Source organism: Immundisolibacter sp., assembly GCF_028696615.1.
Taxonomy (GTDB): domain Bacteria; phylum Pseudomonadota; class Gammaproteobacteria; order Immundisolibacterales; family Immundisolibacteraceae; genus Immundisolibacter.
The window spans coordinates 1-13079 of record NZ_JAQVGQ010000054.1; the positions used below are offsets into that span (position 1 = coordinate 1).

General features: G+C 68.4%; 14 protein-coding genes. 7 read left to right on the forward strand and 7 right to left on the reverse strand.

Annotated features, from left to right (window positions below; translation table 11 throughout):
* Window positions 1-314 precede the first annotated feature (314 nt).
* Window positions 315-1574, reverse strand: coding sequence for a 6-phosphofructokinase (locus PHC73_RS05425; RefSeq protein ID WP_300125401.1), 1260 nt, complete (start codon window positions 1572-1574; stop codon window positions 315-317).
* Window positions 1575-1745: 171 nt separating this feature from the next.
* Here PHC73_RS05425 and PHC73_RS05430 point away from each other — a divergent pair, with 171 nt between their 5' ends.
* Genes PHC73_RS05430 through aroE form a run of 3 tightly spaced genes read left to right on the forward strand, consistent with a single transcriptional unit; the run spans window position 1746 to window position 4218 of the window.
* Window positions 1746-2396 (forward strand): adenylate kinase, encoded by a 651-nt coding sequence (locus PHC73_RS05430; protein WP_300125403.1) that lies wholly within the window; start codon window positions 1746-1748, stop codon window positions 2394-2396.
* Between the two features lie 6 nt (window positions 2397-2402).
* The gene (gene hemB, locus PHC73_RS05435) at window positions 2403-3401 is read left to right on the forward strand and encodes a porphobilinogen synthase (protein ID WP_300125404.1); all 999 of its coding nucleotides are present in this window, start codon (window positions 2403-2405) and stop codon (window positions 3399-3401) included.
* 1 nt (window position 3402) lies between these two features.
* Complete coding sequence (gene aroE / locus PHC73_RS05440) at window positions 3403-4218, forward strand: shikimate dehydrogenase (protein WP_300125406.1); 816 nt, start codon at window positions 3403-3405, stop codon at window positions 4216-4218.
* A gap of 27 nt (window positions 4219-4245) precedes the next feature.
* Here the strand turns inward: aroE and raiA are convergent, their stop codons facing one another.
* Window positions 4246-4587 carry a ribosome-associated translation inhibitor RaiA gene (gene raiA, locus PHC73_RS05445; RefSeq protein WP_300125409.1) on the reverse strand — a complete coding sequence of 114 codons (342 nt, stop codon included), beginning with the start codon at window positions 4585-4587 and terminating at the stop codon, window positions 4246-4248.
* 147 nt (window positions 4588-4734) lie between these two features.
* Here raiA and PHC73_RS05450 point away from each other — a divergent pair, with 147 nt between their 5' ends.
* Genes PHC73_RS05450 through PHC73_RS05465 form a run of 4 tightly spaced genes read left to right on the forward strand, consistent with a single transcriptional unit; the run spans window position 4735 to window position 8252 of the window.
* Window positions 4735-5403: a CoA pyrophosphatase gene (locus tag PHC73_RS05450; RefSeq protein ID WP_300125412.1), complete on the forward strand. Its 669-nt coding sequence runs from the start codon at window positions 4735-4737 to the stop codon at window positions 5401-5403.
* Window positions 5390-6376, forward strand: a complete 987-nt coding sequence (locus PHC73_RS05455) for a helical backbone metal receptor (RefSeq protein WP_300125416.1) — start codon at window positions 5390-5392, stop codon at window positions 6374-6376. Before PHC73_RS05450 ends, PHC73_RS05455 begins: the two co-directional genes overlap by 14 nt.
* A complete protein-coding gene (gene gor / locus PHC73_RS05460) occupies window positions 6373-7719 on the forward strand; it encodes a glutathione-disulfide reductase (protein ID WP_300125418.1) in 1347 nt (448 codons plus the stop codon). The genes PHC73_RS05455 and gor overlap by 4 nt, the downstream gene beginning before the upstream one ends.
* Window positions 7720-7721: 2 nt before the next feature.
* Complete coding sequence (locus PHC73_RS05465) at window positions 7722-8252, forward strand: gamma carbonic anhydrase family protein (RefSeq protein ID WP_300125421.1); 531 nt, start codon at window positions 7722-7724, stop codon at window positions 8250-8252.
* 187 nt (window positions 8253-8439) lie between these two features.
* On the opposite strand, the gene phoU is transcribed toward PHC73_RS05465, so the two are convergent.
* The 5 genes from phoU to PHC73_RS05490 all read right to left on the reverse strand — a co-directional run bounded on the left by phoU (window position 8440) and on the right by PHC73_RS05490 (window position 13049).
* Window positions 8440-9183 (reverse strand): phosphate signaling complex protein PhoU, encoded by a 744-nt coding sequence (gene phoU / locus PHC73_RS05470; RefSeq protein WP_300125423.1) that lies wholly within the window; start codon window positions 9181-9183, stop codon window positions 8440-8442.
* A 16-nt stretch (window positions 9184-9199) separates the two neighbouring features.
* Window positions 9200-10009 (reverse strand): phosphate ABC transporter ATP-binding protein PstB, encoded by an 810-nt coding sequence (gene pstB, locus PHC73_RS05475; protein ID WP_366949806.1) that lies wholly within the window; start codon window positions 10007-10009, stop codon window positions 9200-9202.
* Between the two features lie 11 nt (window positions 10010-10020).
* Window positions 10021-10944, reverse strand: a complete 924-nt coding sequence (pstA, locus tag PHC73_RS05480) for a phosphate ABC transporter permease PstA (RefSeq protein ID WP_366949807.1) — start codon at window positions 10942-10944, stop codon at window positions 10021-10023.
* A complete protein-coding gene (gene pstC / locus PHC73_RS05485) occupies window positions 10941-11819 on the reverse strand; it encodes a phosphate ABC transporter permease subunit PstC (protein ID WP_366949808.1) in 879 nt (292 codons plus the stop codon). Before pstC ends, pstA begins: the two co-directional genes overlap by 4 nt.
* 210 nt (window positions 11820-12029) lie before the next feature.
* Entirely contained in the window at window positions 12030-13049 is a 1020-nt protein-coding gene (locus tag PHC73_RS05490; RefSeq protein WP_366949809.1) for a PstS family phosphate ABC transporter substrate-binding protein, read from the reverse strand.
* Window positions 13050-13079: the final 30 nt, after the last annotated feature.

The following is a 13079-nucleotide window of genomic DNA, read 5'->3' on the forward strand; positions in this document are numbered from 1 at the left end:
GAATTTTTCAGCTCGCCGCCGCGCGGTACACGCCCGCGCGGCGCTCCCTGAATCAAGGGCTTGCGCCCTCGATTCAGGCCGGAGCTTCCTGCCCCGGGCGGGATGCGCTGAATAAATCAGCGCATCCTTAGGGAAATGCCGAAAAATTCCCTCCCTGGAATTTTTCAGCTCTCTGCAGCACGGTACATGCCCGTGCTGCGCTCCGTGAATCAAGGGCTTATGCCCTTGATTCACGCCGGGGCGTCCTGCATCGGACGGGATGCGCTGAATAAATCAGCGCATCCTTAGGCGCGCGTAAGCGCGCCGGCATTCGATCACAGCGCAAACGACTGCGCCAGTCGCCGCGGCACCGGCGCGGCCTGGACCTGCACGTAGTGCGGCAAACCGTCGCGATACGGCGGGTAGGCCTCGCCCACGATCAGCGGCGCCAGATACCGCCGCGCCGCCTCACTGATGCCAAAACCGTCGGCGCTGATGAAGTCGGCCGGCAGATGGCGCTCGACGTTGGCCAGCGCCTCGAGCGGCGCGCTCGCCACCTCCCAGCGATAAGGCGCGTCGGCCAGACGCGCGATCACCGGCGCCACGCCGCTTTGTCCGGCCAGCGCCAGCAACACCGCCTCGCGGCCGAGCGCATAGGCCTGGGCGAGATCGGTGGCGCTGGCCAGATGGCGGGCGGAACGCTGCAGGTAGTCGGCCACCGCCCAGTGCGTCTTCAGGCCGAGCCTGCCGCGCACCTGCTGCGCCACCTGCAGGCCGGCGCCGCCGAGCTGGCGATGACCGAAGGCGTCCACCGTGCCGGCGTCGGCCAAGAACGTCCCTTCGGCATCACGAACGCCTTCCGACACCACCACCGAGCAATAACCGAAGCGCGCCACGGTGTCGGATACGCGAGCCAAAAACCGCTCAGCGTCGAACGGCACTTCCGGGAACAGGATCAGCAGCGGCGTGTCCGGCGGGCTGCCGAAAGCCAGACCGCCGGCGGCGGCGATCCAGCCGGCGTGCCGGCCCATGACCTCGAACACGAACACCTGCGTCGAGGTGGATGCCATGGCGGCCAGATCGAGCGTCGCCTCGCGGATGGAAACGGCGACGTACTTGGCCACCGAGCCGAAACCCGGGCAGCAGTCGGTGACCGGCAGGTCATTGTCCACCGTCTTGGGGATGCCGATCACCTGCAGCGGATAGCCGGCCTGCTGCGCGTACCGCGCCAGCTTGAGGGCCGTATCCATGGAATCGTTACCGCCGTTGTAGAAGAAATAACCCACCTGGTGCGCGTCGAACACCTCCAGCAGGCGCCGGTAATGACGATCGTCCTTGACCGGATCGGGCAGCTTGTAGCGGCAGGAACCGAACACCCCGCCCGGCGTGTGACGCAGCGCGCTGACGTCCGGCGCCGACAGCGGCGTGGTGTCGAGCAAATCCTCGGTCAGGGCGCCGATGATGCCGTTGCGCGCGGCATACAGGGCGCCGATCATGGCGCGGTTCAGGCGCACCGCCTCGATGACGGCGGCGGCACTGGCATTGATGACGGCGGTGACCCCGCCGGACTGGGCATAGACGGCATTGCGCTTCATCGCTTTTGGCCTCCGGATTGACGATGGACGCCATTGTGACCATGTTTCTCGGCAGCGGTTTGACGCCCCATCGACGATGGCTTAGGTTTCGCGCGCACCCGGCCACGGCTGGCGCGCTGCCGAACAGCGCCCGGCGCGGGCGTTTTTTCATCTCCTCAAGGATTTCCAGTCATGCGAGTCGTCATGCTCGGCGCCCCCGGTTCCGGCAAGGGCACCCAGGCCAAACAGCTGGTGCAAACCTACGGCGTCACCCAGTTGTCCACCGGCGACCTGCTGCGCGCGGCGGTCAAGGCCGGCAGCCCCATCGGTCAGCGCGCCAAGGCGGCCATGGACGCCGGCAAACTGGTGTCGGACGACATCGTGCTGGGGCTGATCGAGGAACGCCTTGACGGTCCGCAGGGTTTGCGCGATTTCATCCTGGACGGCTTCCCGCGCAACCTCGCCCAGGCCGAAGCGCTCGGCGCGCTGCTCGATCGCCTGCACCTGCCGCTGCAGGCGGCGATCCTGATCGACGTCAGCGCCGAGGAACTCAAGCGCCGCATCGCCGGGCGGCGCACCTGCCGCGACTGCGGCGCCATCTATAACGTGTACACCGCGCCCTCCAAGCGGGACGGTGTGTGCGACGTGTGCGGCGGCGAGACCTATCAGCGCAGCGACGACAACGAGGCCACCGTGGCGCAGCGCCTGGCCACCTACCAGGCCGAAACCGCCCCGCTGATCGACTATTACCGCTCGCGCGGCCTGCTGCACACCGTTGCGGGTGAACAGCCGGTGGAGGCCATTTTCGCGGCGCTGCGCGGCATCGTCGACGCGCTGGACTGACCGCCCATGACCGCCCGCAGCTTTCCCGGCAGCCGCCTGCGCCGCCTGCGCCGGCACGGCTTTTTGCGCGAGCTGGTACGCGAAACCACGCTCACGCCAGGCGATTTCATCTACCCCGTGTTCGTGCTGGATAGCGTCGGCCGGCGCGAACCGGTGGCCTCCATGCCGGGCGTCGAGCGGCTGTCGATCGACCTGCTCGTCGAGCGCGCACGCGAGGCCGCCGGGCTCGGCATCCCGGCGCTGGCGCTGTTCCCGGTCATCGAGCCGGCGCGCAAGTCCGACACCGCCGCCGAGGCGTGGAACCCCGACGGCCTGGTGCCGCGCGCCGTGCAGGCGCTCAAGTCCGCTCTGCCGCAGCTTGGCGTCATCACCGACGTGGCGCTCGACCCCTACACCTCGCACGGCCAGGACGGCCTGCTCGATGCGAGCGGCTACGTGCAAAACGACGCCACCGTAGCCGCCCTGGTGCGTCAGGCCATCTGCCAGGCGCGCGCCGGCGCCGACGTGGTGGCGCCGTCGGACATGATGGACGGGCGCATCGGCGCCATCCGCAAGGCGCTCGAACGCGAGAATCTGGTCAACACCGCCATCCTCGCCTACTCGGCCAAGTACGCCTCGGCCTTCTACGGGCCGTTTCGCGATGCCGTCGGCTCGGCCGCCAATTTGGGCGGTGCCGGCAAACACAGCTACCAGATGGACTGCGGCAACGGCGACGAGGCGCTGCACGAGGTGGCGCTCGATCTGGCCGAAGGCGCCGACATGGTGATGATCAAGCCCGGCCTGCCGTACCTGGACATCGTGCGGCGGGTGAAGGAGCGCTTTGCGGTGCCGACCTTCGTGTATCAGGTCAGCGGCGAGTACGCCATGCTCAAGGCCGCCGCGCACAACGGCTGGCTCGACGAACGCGCCGTGGTGCTGGAAACCCTGATCGCGTTTCGCCGCGCCGGCGCCGACGGCATCCTGACCTACTTCGCGCTCGACGCCGCCCGTTATCTGCAGGGCTGACATGGACCGCTACGCGGTGTTCGGTCACCCGGTCCGGCACAGCCTGTCGCCGCAGATCCACACCGCCTTTGCCGCCCAGACCGGGCAGGCACTGACCTACCAGGCCATCGAGGCGCCGCTGGACGGCTTTGCCGCCACGCTGCGTGCCTTCATTGCGGATGGCGGGCGCGGCGGCAACGTCACCGTGCCGTTCAAAGAAGAGGCGTTTCGCCTCGCCGACCGCTGCGATGAGCTCGCCCGGCAGGCGCAGGCCGTCAACACCCTGCGCGTGGAGCCGGACGGCGGCTTGAGTGGCTTCAACACCGACGGCATCGGCCTGCTGCGCGATCTGACGCAAAACCTCGGCGTCGAGCTGCGCGACCGGCGCGTGCTGCTGCTCGGCGCCGGTGGCGCCGCCGCCGGCGTGATCGGCCCGCTGCTCGCCGCCGGGGTGGCGGAACTGGTGCTCGCCAATCGCACGGCCGCCCGCGCCGCGACGCTCGCCGCGCGTTTTGCAGGACAAGGACCGATCCGTACCGCGCCCCTCGAGGCGCCCGGTGAGGCGTTCGACCTGGTGCTGAACGCTACCGCCGCTGGTCTTGGCGGGCAGGCGCCCGCCGTGCCGGCGGCAGCGTTCGGCCCGCATACGCTGGCCTATGACCTCGTCTACGGCGCCGCCGCGGCGGCGTTTTTGGCCCTGGCGCGGGCCGCCGGTGCCCGCGCCTGCCACGACGGCCTCGGCATGCTGGTCGAGCAGGCCGCCGAGGCGTTCTGGCTGTGGCGGGGCGTGCGCCCCGCCACGGCACCGGTCATCGCCGCCCTGCGCGGCGCGGCCTGACGGCCCATCGCAAACCCCGGAACGGCTTCATTCCACGGCAACGCCGTTACGACCGTGATGATCGTTTTGGCGATCCATGTGTTCGCGCAGTTGGCGGGCCGCCGCATCGAACGCGTCGCGCAACGCCACGTACAAATCCTCGTTCGGCTCACGCTTGACCACCAGCTCGGCGCCGGGCACGGTCAGATCGATGTGCACGTTGTACAGCACGCCCTTGTGATGGTGCTTGTGTGGGCACTCGATCACCACCCGGCAGGCCATGATGCGGTCACTGAACTGATCGAGTTTTTCGGCCTTCTTGCGCACCGCCGTCTCGATGGCTTCGGTCAGTTCGATGTCGCGGGCGGTGATCTGTAGCGGCAAACGCATGAATGTCTCCTTGGAAGGTCTTCACCGGGGCGTCGGTGCCCGGCCGGGCAATCTACGCCGCGGTCGCGGCCCCGGCAATGCGCGGCCACGGCATTGACAGTCACTCACAATATAACGATAAGGGTTCTTTTCCCGCCCGCCTTGGCCATGATCAGCCGCAACCCACTGCCTGCCAGCTCGCTGCCCAAACGGCTCGCCGCGGCGCTGTCCGGCCCGCTGCCGGGCCGCGCCGGCCAGACGCGTATGGCGCCCACGCCTTATCGCGGCAGCATGGACGACCGCTGGGAGGCGATCCCGGCGCAGCACCGCGAGGCGGCGGTGCTGGTGTTGCTGTATCCCGATCAGGCCGGGCTCACGCAGCTGGCACTGATCCGCCGGCCCGATGACAGCGGCCCGCACAGCGGCCAGGTGGCGCTGCCCGGCGGTCGCCGCGAAGGCGACGAGACGCTGCTGCGCACGGCGCTGCGCGAAACCCACGAGGAACTCGGCGTCGATCCGGCGCCGCTGGCGCTGCTCGGCGCGCTGTCGCCGCTGTACGTGCGCGCCAGCAACCACCTGGTGTATCCGTTCGTCGCCGCGGCGGCGACGCGGCCGGATTTTCAGCCCTGCCCGCGCGAGGTGGCGGCACTCATCGAGGCGCCGCTGGCGCGCCTGCTCGATCCGCGCTTTCGCGGCTTCGAGGTGGTGCGCTTCGAGCAGTTCGGGCGCGTGCGGGTGCCGTACTTCGCCCTGCCCGGCACGCGCATCTGGGGCGCCACGGGCATGATCCTGGGCGAATTCGTCACCATACTGGAGCGGCTCGATGAAGCCTCATGAGGTCAGCAGCGCCTGCATCGGCGCCTGCGAGGTAGCCGCCGACGCCTGCTCGGGCTGCGGGCGGCAGCTCGACGACATCGCCGCCTGGCCGGCCGCCGACGACGGGCAGCGGCTCGGCATCCTGCTGCAGGCCGCTCGGCGCCTGGCCGACCGGGCGCCGCGCCCCTGGCCGCGCCGCGTGCGTGATGCGCTCGGCAACGAGTTGCTGCTCGATGCCCCGCCGCAGCGCATCGTCTCGCTGGTGCCCTCGCAGACCGAGCTGCTGTTCGATCTGGGCGCGGGCGAGCGGCTGGTGGGCGTCACCAAGTTCTGCGTGCATCCGCAAGAAGCGCGCAGCGGGCGCTGCCACATCGGTGGCACCAAGACCCCGGACATCGACCGCATCCGCGCACTCGAGCCGGATCTCGTGCTGGCCAACCGCGAGGAGAACCGCGCCCTGGACATCGCCACCATCGGCGCCTTCGCGCCGGTGTACGTCACCGACGTCAACAGCCTGCCGCAGGCGCTCGCCATGACGCGCGCGGTCGGCTTCGCGCTCGGCGCCGAGGCGCGTGCCGCGCGTATCGCCGCCGACATCGAAAGCGCGTTCGCCGACTTGCCACGCCTCGAGGGCCGGCGCTGCGCGTACCTGATCTGGCGCCAGCCATGGATGGCGGCCGGCGGCGGCACCTTCATCGACGACCTGCTGCAGCGCCTGGGGCTGCTCAACGTGTTCGGCGACCGGCCGCGCTACCCGCTGCTGACGGCCGCGGATCTCGCCGCCGCGGCGCCGGACCTGATTTTGCTGTCGTCCGAACCGTATCCGTTCAAGCCCGCGCATGGCGCGGAACTGTCGGCGGCGTTGCCGCAGGCGCGCATCGTGCCGGTGGACGGCGAAATGTTCTGCTGGCCGGGCAGCCGGCTGCTGGCGGCGGCCGGCTATTTTCGTGCTCTGCTGCCCAAGCTCGGCGGCGCGCCCGGAGTGGTCTGGTGAGCGGCACGTTCGACTATCTGGTGATTGGCGGCGGCAGCGGCGGCATCGCGTCCGCCCGCCGGGCGGCGCAGTACGGCGCGCGGGTGGCGGTGGTGGAAGCCGCCCGCCTGGGCGGTACCTGCGTCAACGTGGGCTGCGTGCCCAAAAAGGTGATGTGGAACGCCGCCGGCGTCGCCGAGACGCTGCATCACGCGGCCGATTACGGCTTCGAGCTGGGCGAGCTGCGCTTCGACTGGCAGCGGCTGGTGGCGGCGCGCAACGCCTACGTCGAACGCCTGAACGGCATCTATGCCCGCATGCTGGACGAGTCCGGCGTCACGCTGCTGCGCGGGCACGCGCGCTTCGCCGGTCCGGATGCCGTGACGGTGGGCGACGTTACCTACCGCGCCCGGCACATCCTGATCGCTGCCGGCGGCCGGCCGAGCATCCCGGACCTGCCGGGCGCCGAACTGGGCATCGACAGCGACGGCTTTTTCGCACTCACCGTGCAGCCACGCCGGGTGGCGGTGATCGGCGCGGGTTACATCGCGGTGGAGCTGGCCGGCGTGCTGCGGGCGCTCGGCAGTGACGTGACGCTCGCCATCCGCGGCCAGACGGTGCTGCGCGGCTTCGATGCGCTGGTGCAGGAGGCCGTCACCGGCCATCTGGAAGCCGCCGGCGTCGCGCTCGAACGCGGCTTCGTGCCGGCCGCGCTGGAACATCGCGACGACGGCACCGCCGTGCTCGCCGGCGACGGCCGCGCCGTGGGCGGCTTCGACTGCGTCATCTGGGCCGTCGGTCGCCGGCCGTGCAGTGACGGCCTCGCGCTGGACGCCGCCGGCGTCGCCACCGACCCCGACGGCTACATTCCGGTCGATGCCTTTCAGGACACCAACGTGCCGGGCATCCACGCCGTGGGCGACATCACCGGGCGCGTGCCACTGACGCCGGTGGCGATCGCCGCCGGGCGGCGGCTGGCCGACCGGCTGTTCGGCGGCCAGGCCGGGCGACGCCTCGATTACGACGACATCCCGTCGGTGGTGTTCGCGCACCCGCCGGTCGGCAGCGTCGGCCTCACCGAAGCGCAGGCGCGCGACCGACACGGCGAGGCGGTGCGCGTGTACAGCACGCGCTTCACGGACATGTACTACGCGCTCGGCAATCGCAAGCCGCAGACCGTCGCCAAGCTGGTGTGCGTGGGGCCGGACGAGCGCGTGGTCGGTATCCACGTGGTCGGCCGCGGGGCCGATGAGATGACGCAGGGCTTTGCCGTGGCGGTGAAGATGGGCGCGCGCAAGCGCGACCTCGACGACACCGTCGCCATCCACCCGACCGCCAGCGAAGAGCTGGTCCTGATGAGGTGACCATGAGTCTTCGCAGTTTCGGCGGCCACACGCCGCAACTCGGCGCGCGCGCCTTCGTGGACGAGGCGGCGGTGGTGATCGGCCAGGTGGAGCTCGCCGAAGATGTTTCGGTGTGGCCGTGCTCGGTGCTGCGCGGGGACGTGAACCGCATCCGCATCGGCGCGCGTACCAATATCCAGGATGGCTGCATCCTGCACGTGAACCAGCCGACGCCGGACAAGCCGGCCGGCGATCCGCTCAGCATCGGCGCCGACGTGACGGTCGGCCACCAGGTGATTTTGCACGGCTGCACCATCGAGGACCGCTGCCTGATCGGCATGGACTCGCTGGTGATGGATGGCGCGGTGCTGCACCACGGCGTGCTGCTGGCCGCGGGCTCTCTGGTGTCGCCCGGCAAGGAGCTGTACGGCGGCTGGCTTTGGGCCGGCCGCCCGGCCAAACCGGTGCGCGAGCTGCGGCCCGAGGAGATGGCGTTTTTCGTGCAGTCTGCCGCGCACTACGCCGAGCTCAAGGACGCCTACCGCCGCCCTTGACAGGCCGTTGAAAAATTTTTTTCAACGGCCTGTCAAGGGCAAGCCAGGGATGGCTTGCCCGCCAATCAAGCGCGTCAAGCGCTTGATTGGCGCAGGCTCGTTGCGGACATGTGCCGCGACGAGCCGAGTTGAAAAAGGGCAGGAAAGCCCTTTTTCAACGGCCTGCTGAGCCCGGCCCGGCGCGCTTTCAGGACGTCGGTGACTGTCCGGCGGCGGCCTGCTGCACCTGGCGCTCGCGCTCCTCGATGCTGACGTGGCGCACGTCCTTGCCCTGCACCAGGTAAATCACGTACTCGGCGATATTTTTGGAATGATCGCCGATGCGCTCCAGCGCCCGCGCCGCCCATACCAGGTTCAGCGCCCAGGTGATGGTGCGCGGGTCCTCCATCATGTAGGTGACCAGCTGGCGCAGGATCGCCTCGTATTCCTGATCGACCGCCAGGTCCTCGCGCTCGACTTCCAGCGCCGCGGTCACGTCCATGCGGGCGAAGGCATCGAGTGACTTGTTGAGCAGCCGGCGCGCCAGCTCGCCCATGTTGCGCAGCGGCGGGCGGGAGCGGCCGGGTTCGAGATTGGCCAGCTCGAGCACCGTGCGCGCCACGCGCTCGGCCTGGTCGCCGATACGCTCCAGGTCCGTCACGGTCTTGATGACGGCGAAGATCAGGCGCAGATCACCCGCCGCCGGCTGGCGGCGCGCCAGGATGCGGCTGCATTCCTCGTCCAGGTTCAGCTCGAGCGCGTTGACCTGCAGGTCGCCGCCGACCACCGTCGCCGCCAGCTGGGTGTTGCCCTCCTCGAGGGCCGTGATGGCGTCCGCGATCTGCCGCTCCACCACGCCGCCCATGTGCAGCACGTGGCTGCGCAGGTTTTCTAGGTCCTGGTTGTACTGCTGCGAGATGTGGTGAGCGATGTCGTCCTTGCCCAATGTCATACCAGTACCCCCGCGTTCAGCCGTAACGGCCGGTGATGTAGTCCTCGGTCCGCTTGGACTTGGGATTGGTGAAGATGACGTTGGTGTCGCCAAACTCCACCAGTTCGCCCAAATACATGAAGGCCGTGTAATCCGACACGCGGGCCGCCTGCTGCATGTTATGCGTGACGATGAGGATGGTCACCTTGTCCTTCAGGCGGTGGATCAGCTCCTCGATGTTGGCGGTGGCGATCGGGTCCAGCGCCGAGGTCGGCTCGTCGAACAGCATCAATTCCGGCTCGGTCGCCAGCGCACGGGCGATACACAGACGCTGCTGCTGACCGCCCGACAGGTTGAAGGCCATGTCGTCCAGGCGGTCGCTCACCTCGTCCCACAGCGACGCGTCGCGCAGCGCCGCTTCGACCTTCTCGGCGATGGCACGCCGGCTGCGTTCACCACGCACCCGCAGGCCGTAGGCGACGTTCTCGAAAATCGACTTCGGGAACGGATTGGGCTTCTGGAACACCATGCCGATGCGCATGCGCACCTCGATCGGGTCCACCGAGCGGTCGAGAATGTTCACCCCGTCCGGGTGGAATACGATCTCGCCCTCGTAACGGCTGCCGTCGTACAGGTCGTGCATGCGGTTGAAGCAGCGCAGGAAGGTCGATTTGCCGCAACCGGACGGGCCGATCAGGGCAGTCACCTGTCGATCCGCCACCGGCAGCGTGACGCCCTTGAGAGCCTGCACGTCGCCGTAAAAAAAATTGAGATTGCGTGCCTCGGCCTTCAGCGGCGGCATGACGACGCCCGCCTGCACACCGACCGCGCCGGACGACATATCCATGACCGTCTCCATTACCACTTGATCCGTTTCCGATAGCGCAGGCGCAGCCAGATGGCCGCCCCGTTCATCAGCAGCGTCATCACCACCAGCACCACGCCCGCGGCGGCGGCGTTTTCCTGGAACACCGCCTGCGGGCGGGACATCCAGTTGAACATCTGGATCGGCATCACCGTGAACGGCGAGCGCAGCCACTCGAACGAAATGAACGGGAACTCGCTGCCGACCGGTGCCGGCGGCAGGAAAGCGATGAAGGTGAGCGCGCCGATGGTGATGACCGGCGCCGTCTCGCCGATGGCGCGGGCGAGACCGATGATCACGCCGGTCAGGATGCCGCCGGTCGAGTACGGCACCACGTGGTCGCGCACCGTCTGCCAACGCGTGGCGCCGAGCGCGTAGGCGCCCTCGCGGATGGCGCCCGGAATGGCGCGGATCGCCTCGCGCGTGGCGACGATGATCACCGGCAGGATCAGCAGCGCCAGCGTGAGGCCGGCCGACAGGATGCTCTGGCCGAAGCCCATGCCGTACACGAAAAGGCTGAGGGCGAGTAGCCCGTAAATGATGGAGGGCACGCCGGCCAGATTGGTGACATTGACCTCGATGATCTCGGTCAGCCAGTTCTTTTTGGCGTATTCCTCCAGATACACGCCGGCCGCAATGCCGAGCGGAATCGCCGCCACCGCCGTCACCAGCATGACCAGCGTCGAGCCGACCAGCGCGCTCAGGATGCCGGCACGCTCGGCCCGCCGCGAGGGGAAATGAGTGAAGAAATCCCAGTTCAGGCGCCCGGCGCCGTCCTGGATCAGGCCGGCCAGCAGCAGCGCCAGCGTCAGCACCCCGACCAACAGGCACAGCAAACCGACGATGACGAACACCTTGTCCCAATATTTGGCGTGCGCCACCAGGCGACGCACGGCCTGCGGGTCGTGAACCATCAGTAGGCCTCCCGGAAGCGCTTGCGTACTAGGTGACCCAGCACGTTGAACACCAGCGTCAGCAGCACCAGCACCAGGCCCACGGCGAAAATGCTCTGATATTCGAGGCTGCCGTGCGGCAGGTCGCCGAGTGCCACCTGCACGATGAAGGCGGTTATGGTGGCGCCCGACTCGCGCGGGTCGAAGGTGAAGTTCGGCTGCTGGCCGGCCGCCACGGCCACCACCATGGTCTCGCCGACGGCGCGCGAGATGCCCAGAATGTAGGCGGCGACGATGCCCGAGGTGGCGGCCGGCGCCACCACCTTGAGCGCCGTCTGCAGGCGCGTGGCTCCCATCGCATAGGAGCCCTCGCGCATGTGCATGGGCACCGCGCGCATGGCGTCCTCGGCCACCGAGCTCACGTAGGGGATGATCATGATGCCCATCACCAGCCCTGGCCCCAGCATGTTGAAGCCGGGCAGGTCCGGCATGAACCACTGCAGCGCCGGCGTCACCATCACCAGCGCGAAATAGCCGAACACCACGGTCGGGATGCCGGCCAGTAGCTCCAGCGTCGGCTTGACGATCTCGCGCGTGCGGTAACCGGCGAACTCGGACAGGTAGATCGCCGTAACCGTCCCCACCGGCACGGCCACCAACAGCGCCACTGCGGTGGTGGTCACGGTCCCGGCCAGCAGCGGCAGCACGCCGAAGTGCTTGTCGGAGAACATGATCGTCCACTGCGTGTCGGTCAGAAAGTCGATCACCGACACGTGCTCGAAAAACGCCGCCGACTCGTAGACCAGGATGGCGACGATGGCCACCGTCACCGCCACGGCGGAGAAGGCGGCCAGAAACAGCACGCCTTCGATGAGGCGTTCGCCCCAGTGGCGCAGCATGCGGTGCGCGAAACGCGTGCCGGGCAGCGCCACGCAGGGCGCGGACAGAACCTGTTCGGAAGAAGTGGACATGGCGTTGAACCCTGGCGACAGGGGCGGGAACTTTACCCGATGGCGATGGCGCGGCGGGCGCGCTCGTCGAGCGGCCCCTGCAAAGACGGCAGGACGCGTCCCCGTCACGCGGGGCCGCGTCCTGCCGACATCACGCGATCAGAGCTTGCCTTCGCGAGCCAGCAGCGCTTCCACGCTCAAACCCACTTCCGGCGTACCGCCGAAGCGTGTACCCAGCTTGCCGGCGTTCAGGTGATCGAGCGCCAGCTTGTAGGCGCTCTCGGGCAGGTCGATGTAACCCACTTCCTTGGCCAGGCTGGCACCTTCTTTGAGGTAGAACTCGACGAACTGGCGCACCGCCGGACGCTGCAGCGACTTTTCCTTCACGTAGATGAAGATCGGCCGCGACAGCGGCACGTAGGTGCCGTTTTTGGCCGCTTCCACCGACGGCATCACCGCCGGCGCACTGGCGTTGGCCTTGATCGGCACGGCCTTGAGCTTGTCCTTGTTTTCCTCATAGTAGGCCAGGCCAAAGTAGCCGAGCGCGCCCTTGTCGCGCGACACGAACTGCACGATCACGTTGTCGTCCTCGGACGCCTGGTAGTCGCCGCGCGAGGACTTGGACTTGCCGACCACCGCCTCGGTGAAATAGTCGAAGGTGCCGGAATCGGCGCCCGGGCCGGCCAACCGCAGCGGCATGTCCGGGAACGAATCGCGAATCTGCTTCCAGCTGGTGATCTTGCCCTGCGCCGCCGGCTCCCACATTTTCTTGAGCTCGTCGATGGTCAGGTAGTCGACGAAGTCGTTGTTCTTGTTGACCACCACGGTGAGCGCGTCATACGCCACCGGCAGTTCGTAGTACTTCACGCCGGATTGCGAACAATTGACCATCTCGTCGCGCAGGATCGGCCGCGAGGCATCCGAGATGTCGGTCTCGCCACGGCAAAAGCGCTTGAAGCCGCCGCCGGTGCCGGAGATGCCGACCGTGATCTGGATGGCGCCGCCGGATTTGGCCTGGAATTCCTCGGCCACCGCCTCGGTGATCGGGTAGACGGTGCTGGAACCGTCGATCTCGATCAGCTCGGCGGCCTGGGCGCTGGCCAGCAGACCGGCACCGAACACGCCAGCCAGGCCGACCGCCCGCGCGGCCGCCTTCAGGGAATCGGGAACGTACTTCATGGTGAACACTCCTTGAGCTTGGGTGACAGG

Bases quoted from the DNA above. Each gene is read 5' to 3' on its own strand.
- PHC73_RS05425 (WP_300125401.1), bottom strand. From the start codon at position 1,574: ATGAAGCGCAATGCCGTCTATGCCCAGTCCGGCGGGGTCACCGCCGTC.
- PHC73_RS05430 (WP_300125403.1), top strand. From the start codon at position 1,746: ATGCGAGTCGTCATGCTCGGCGCCCCCGGTTCCGGCAAGGGCACCCAG.
- hemB (WP_300125404.1), top strand. From the start codon at position 2,403: ATGACCGCCCGCAGCTTTCCCGGCAGCCGCCTGCGCCGCCTGCGCCGG.
- aroE (WP_300125406.1), top strand. From the start codon at position 3,403: ATGGACCGCTACGCGGTGTTCGGTCACCCGGTCCGGCACAGCCTGTCG.
- raiA (WP_300125409.1), bottom strand. From the start codon at position 4,587: ATGCGTTTGCCGCTACAGATCACCGCCCGCGACATCGAACTGACCGAA.
- PHC73_RS05450 (WP_300125412.1), top strand. From the start codon at position 4,735: ATGATCAGCCGCAACCCACTGCCTGCCAGCTCGCTGCCCAAACGGCTC.
- PHC73_RS05455 (WP_300125416.1), top strand. From the start codon at position 5,390: ATGAAGCCTCATGAGGTCAGCAGCGCCTGCATCGGCGCCTGCGAGGTA.
- PHC73_RS05465 (WP_300125421.1), top strand. From the start codon at position 7,722: ATGAGTCTTCGCAGTTTCGGCGGCCACACGCCGCAACTCGGCGCGCGC.
- phoU (WP_300125423.1), bottom strand. From the start codon at position 9,183: ATGACATTGGGCAAGGACGACATCGCTCACCACATCTCGCAGCAGTAC.
- pstB (WP_366949806.1), bottom strand. From the start codon at position 10,009: ATGGATATGTCGTCCGGCGCGGTCGGTGTGCAGGCGGGCGTCGTCATG.
- pstC (WP_366949808.1), bottom strand. From the start codon at position 11,819: ATGCTGCGCCACTGGGGCGAACGCCTCATCGAAGGCGTGCTGTTTCTG.
- PHC73_RS05490 (WP_366949809.1), bottom strand. From the start codon at position 13,049: ATGAAGTACGTTCCCGATTCCCTGAAGGCGGCCGCGCGGGCGGTCGGC.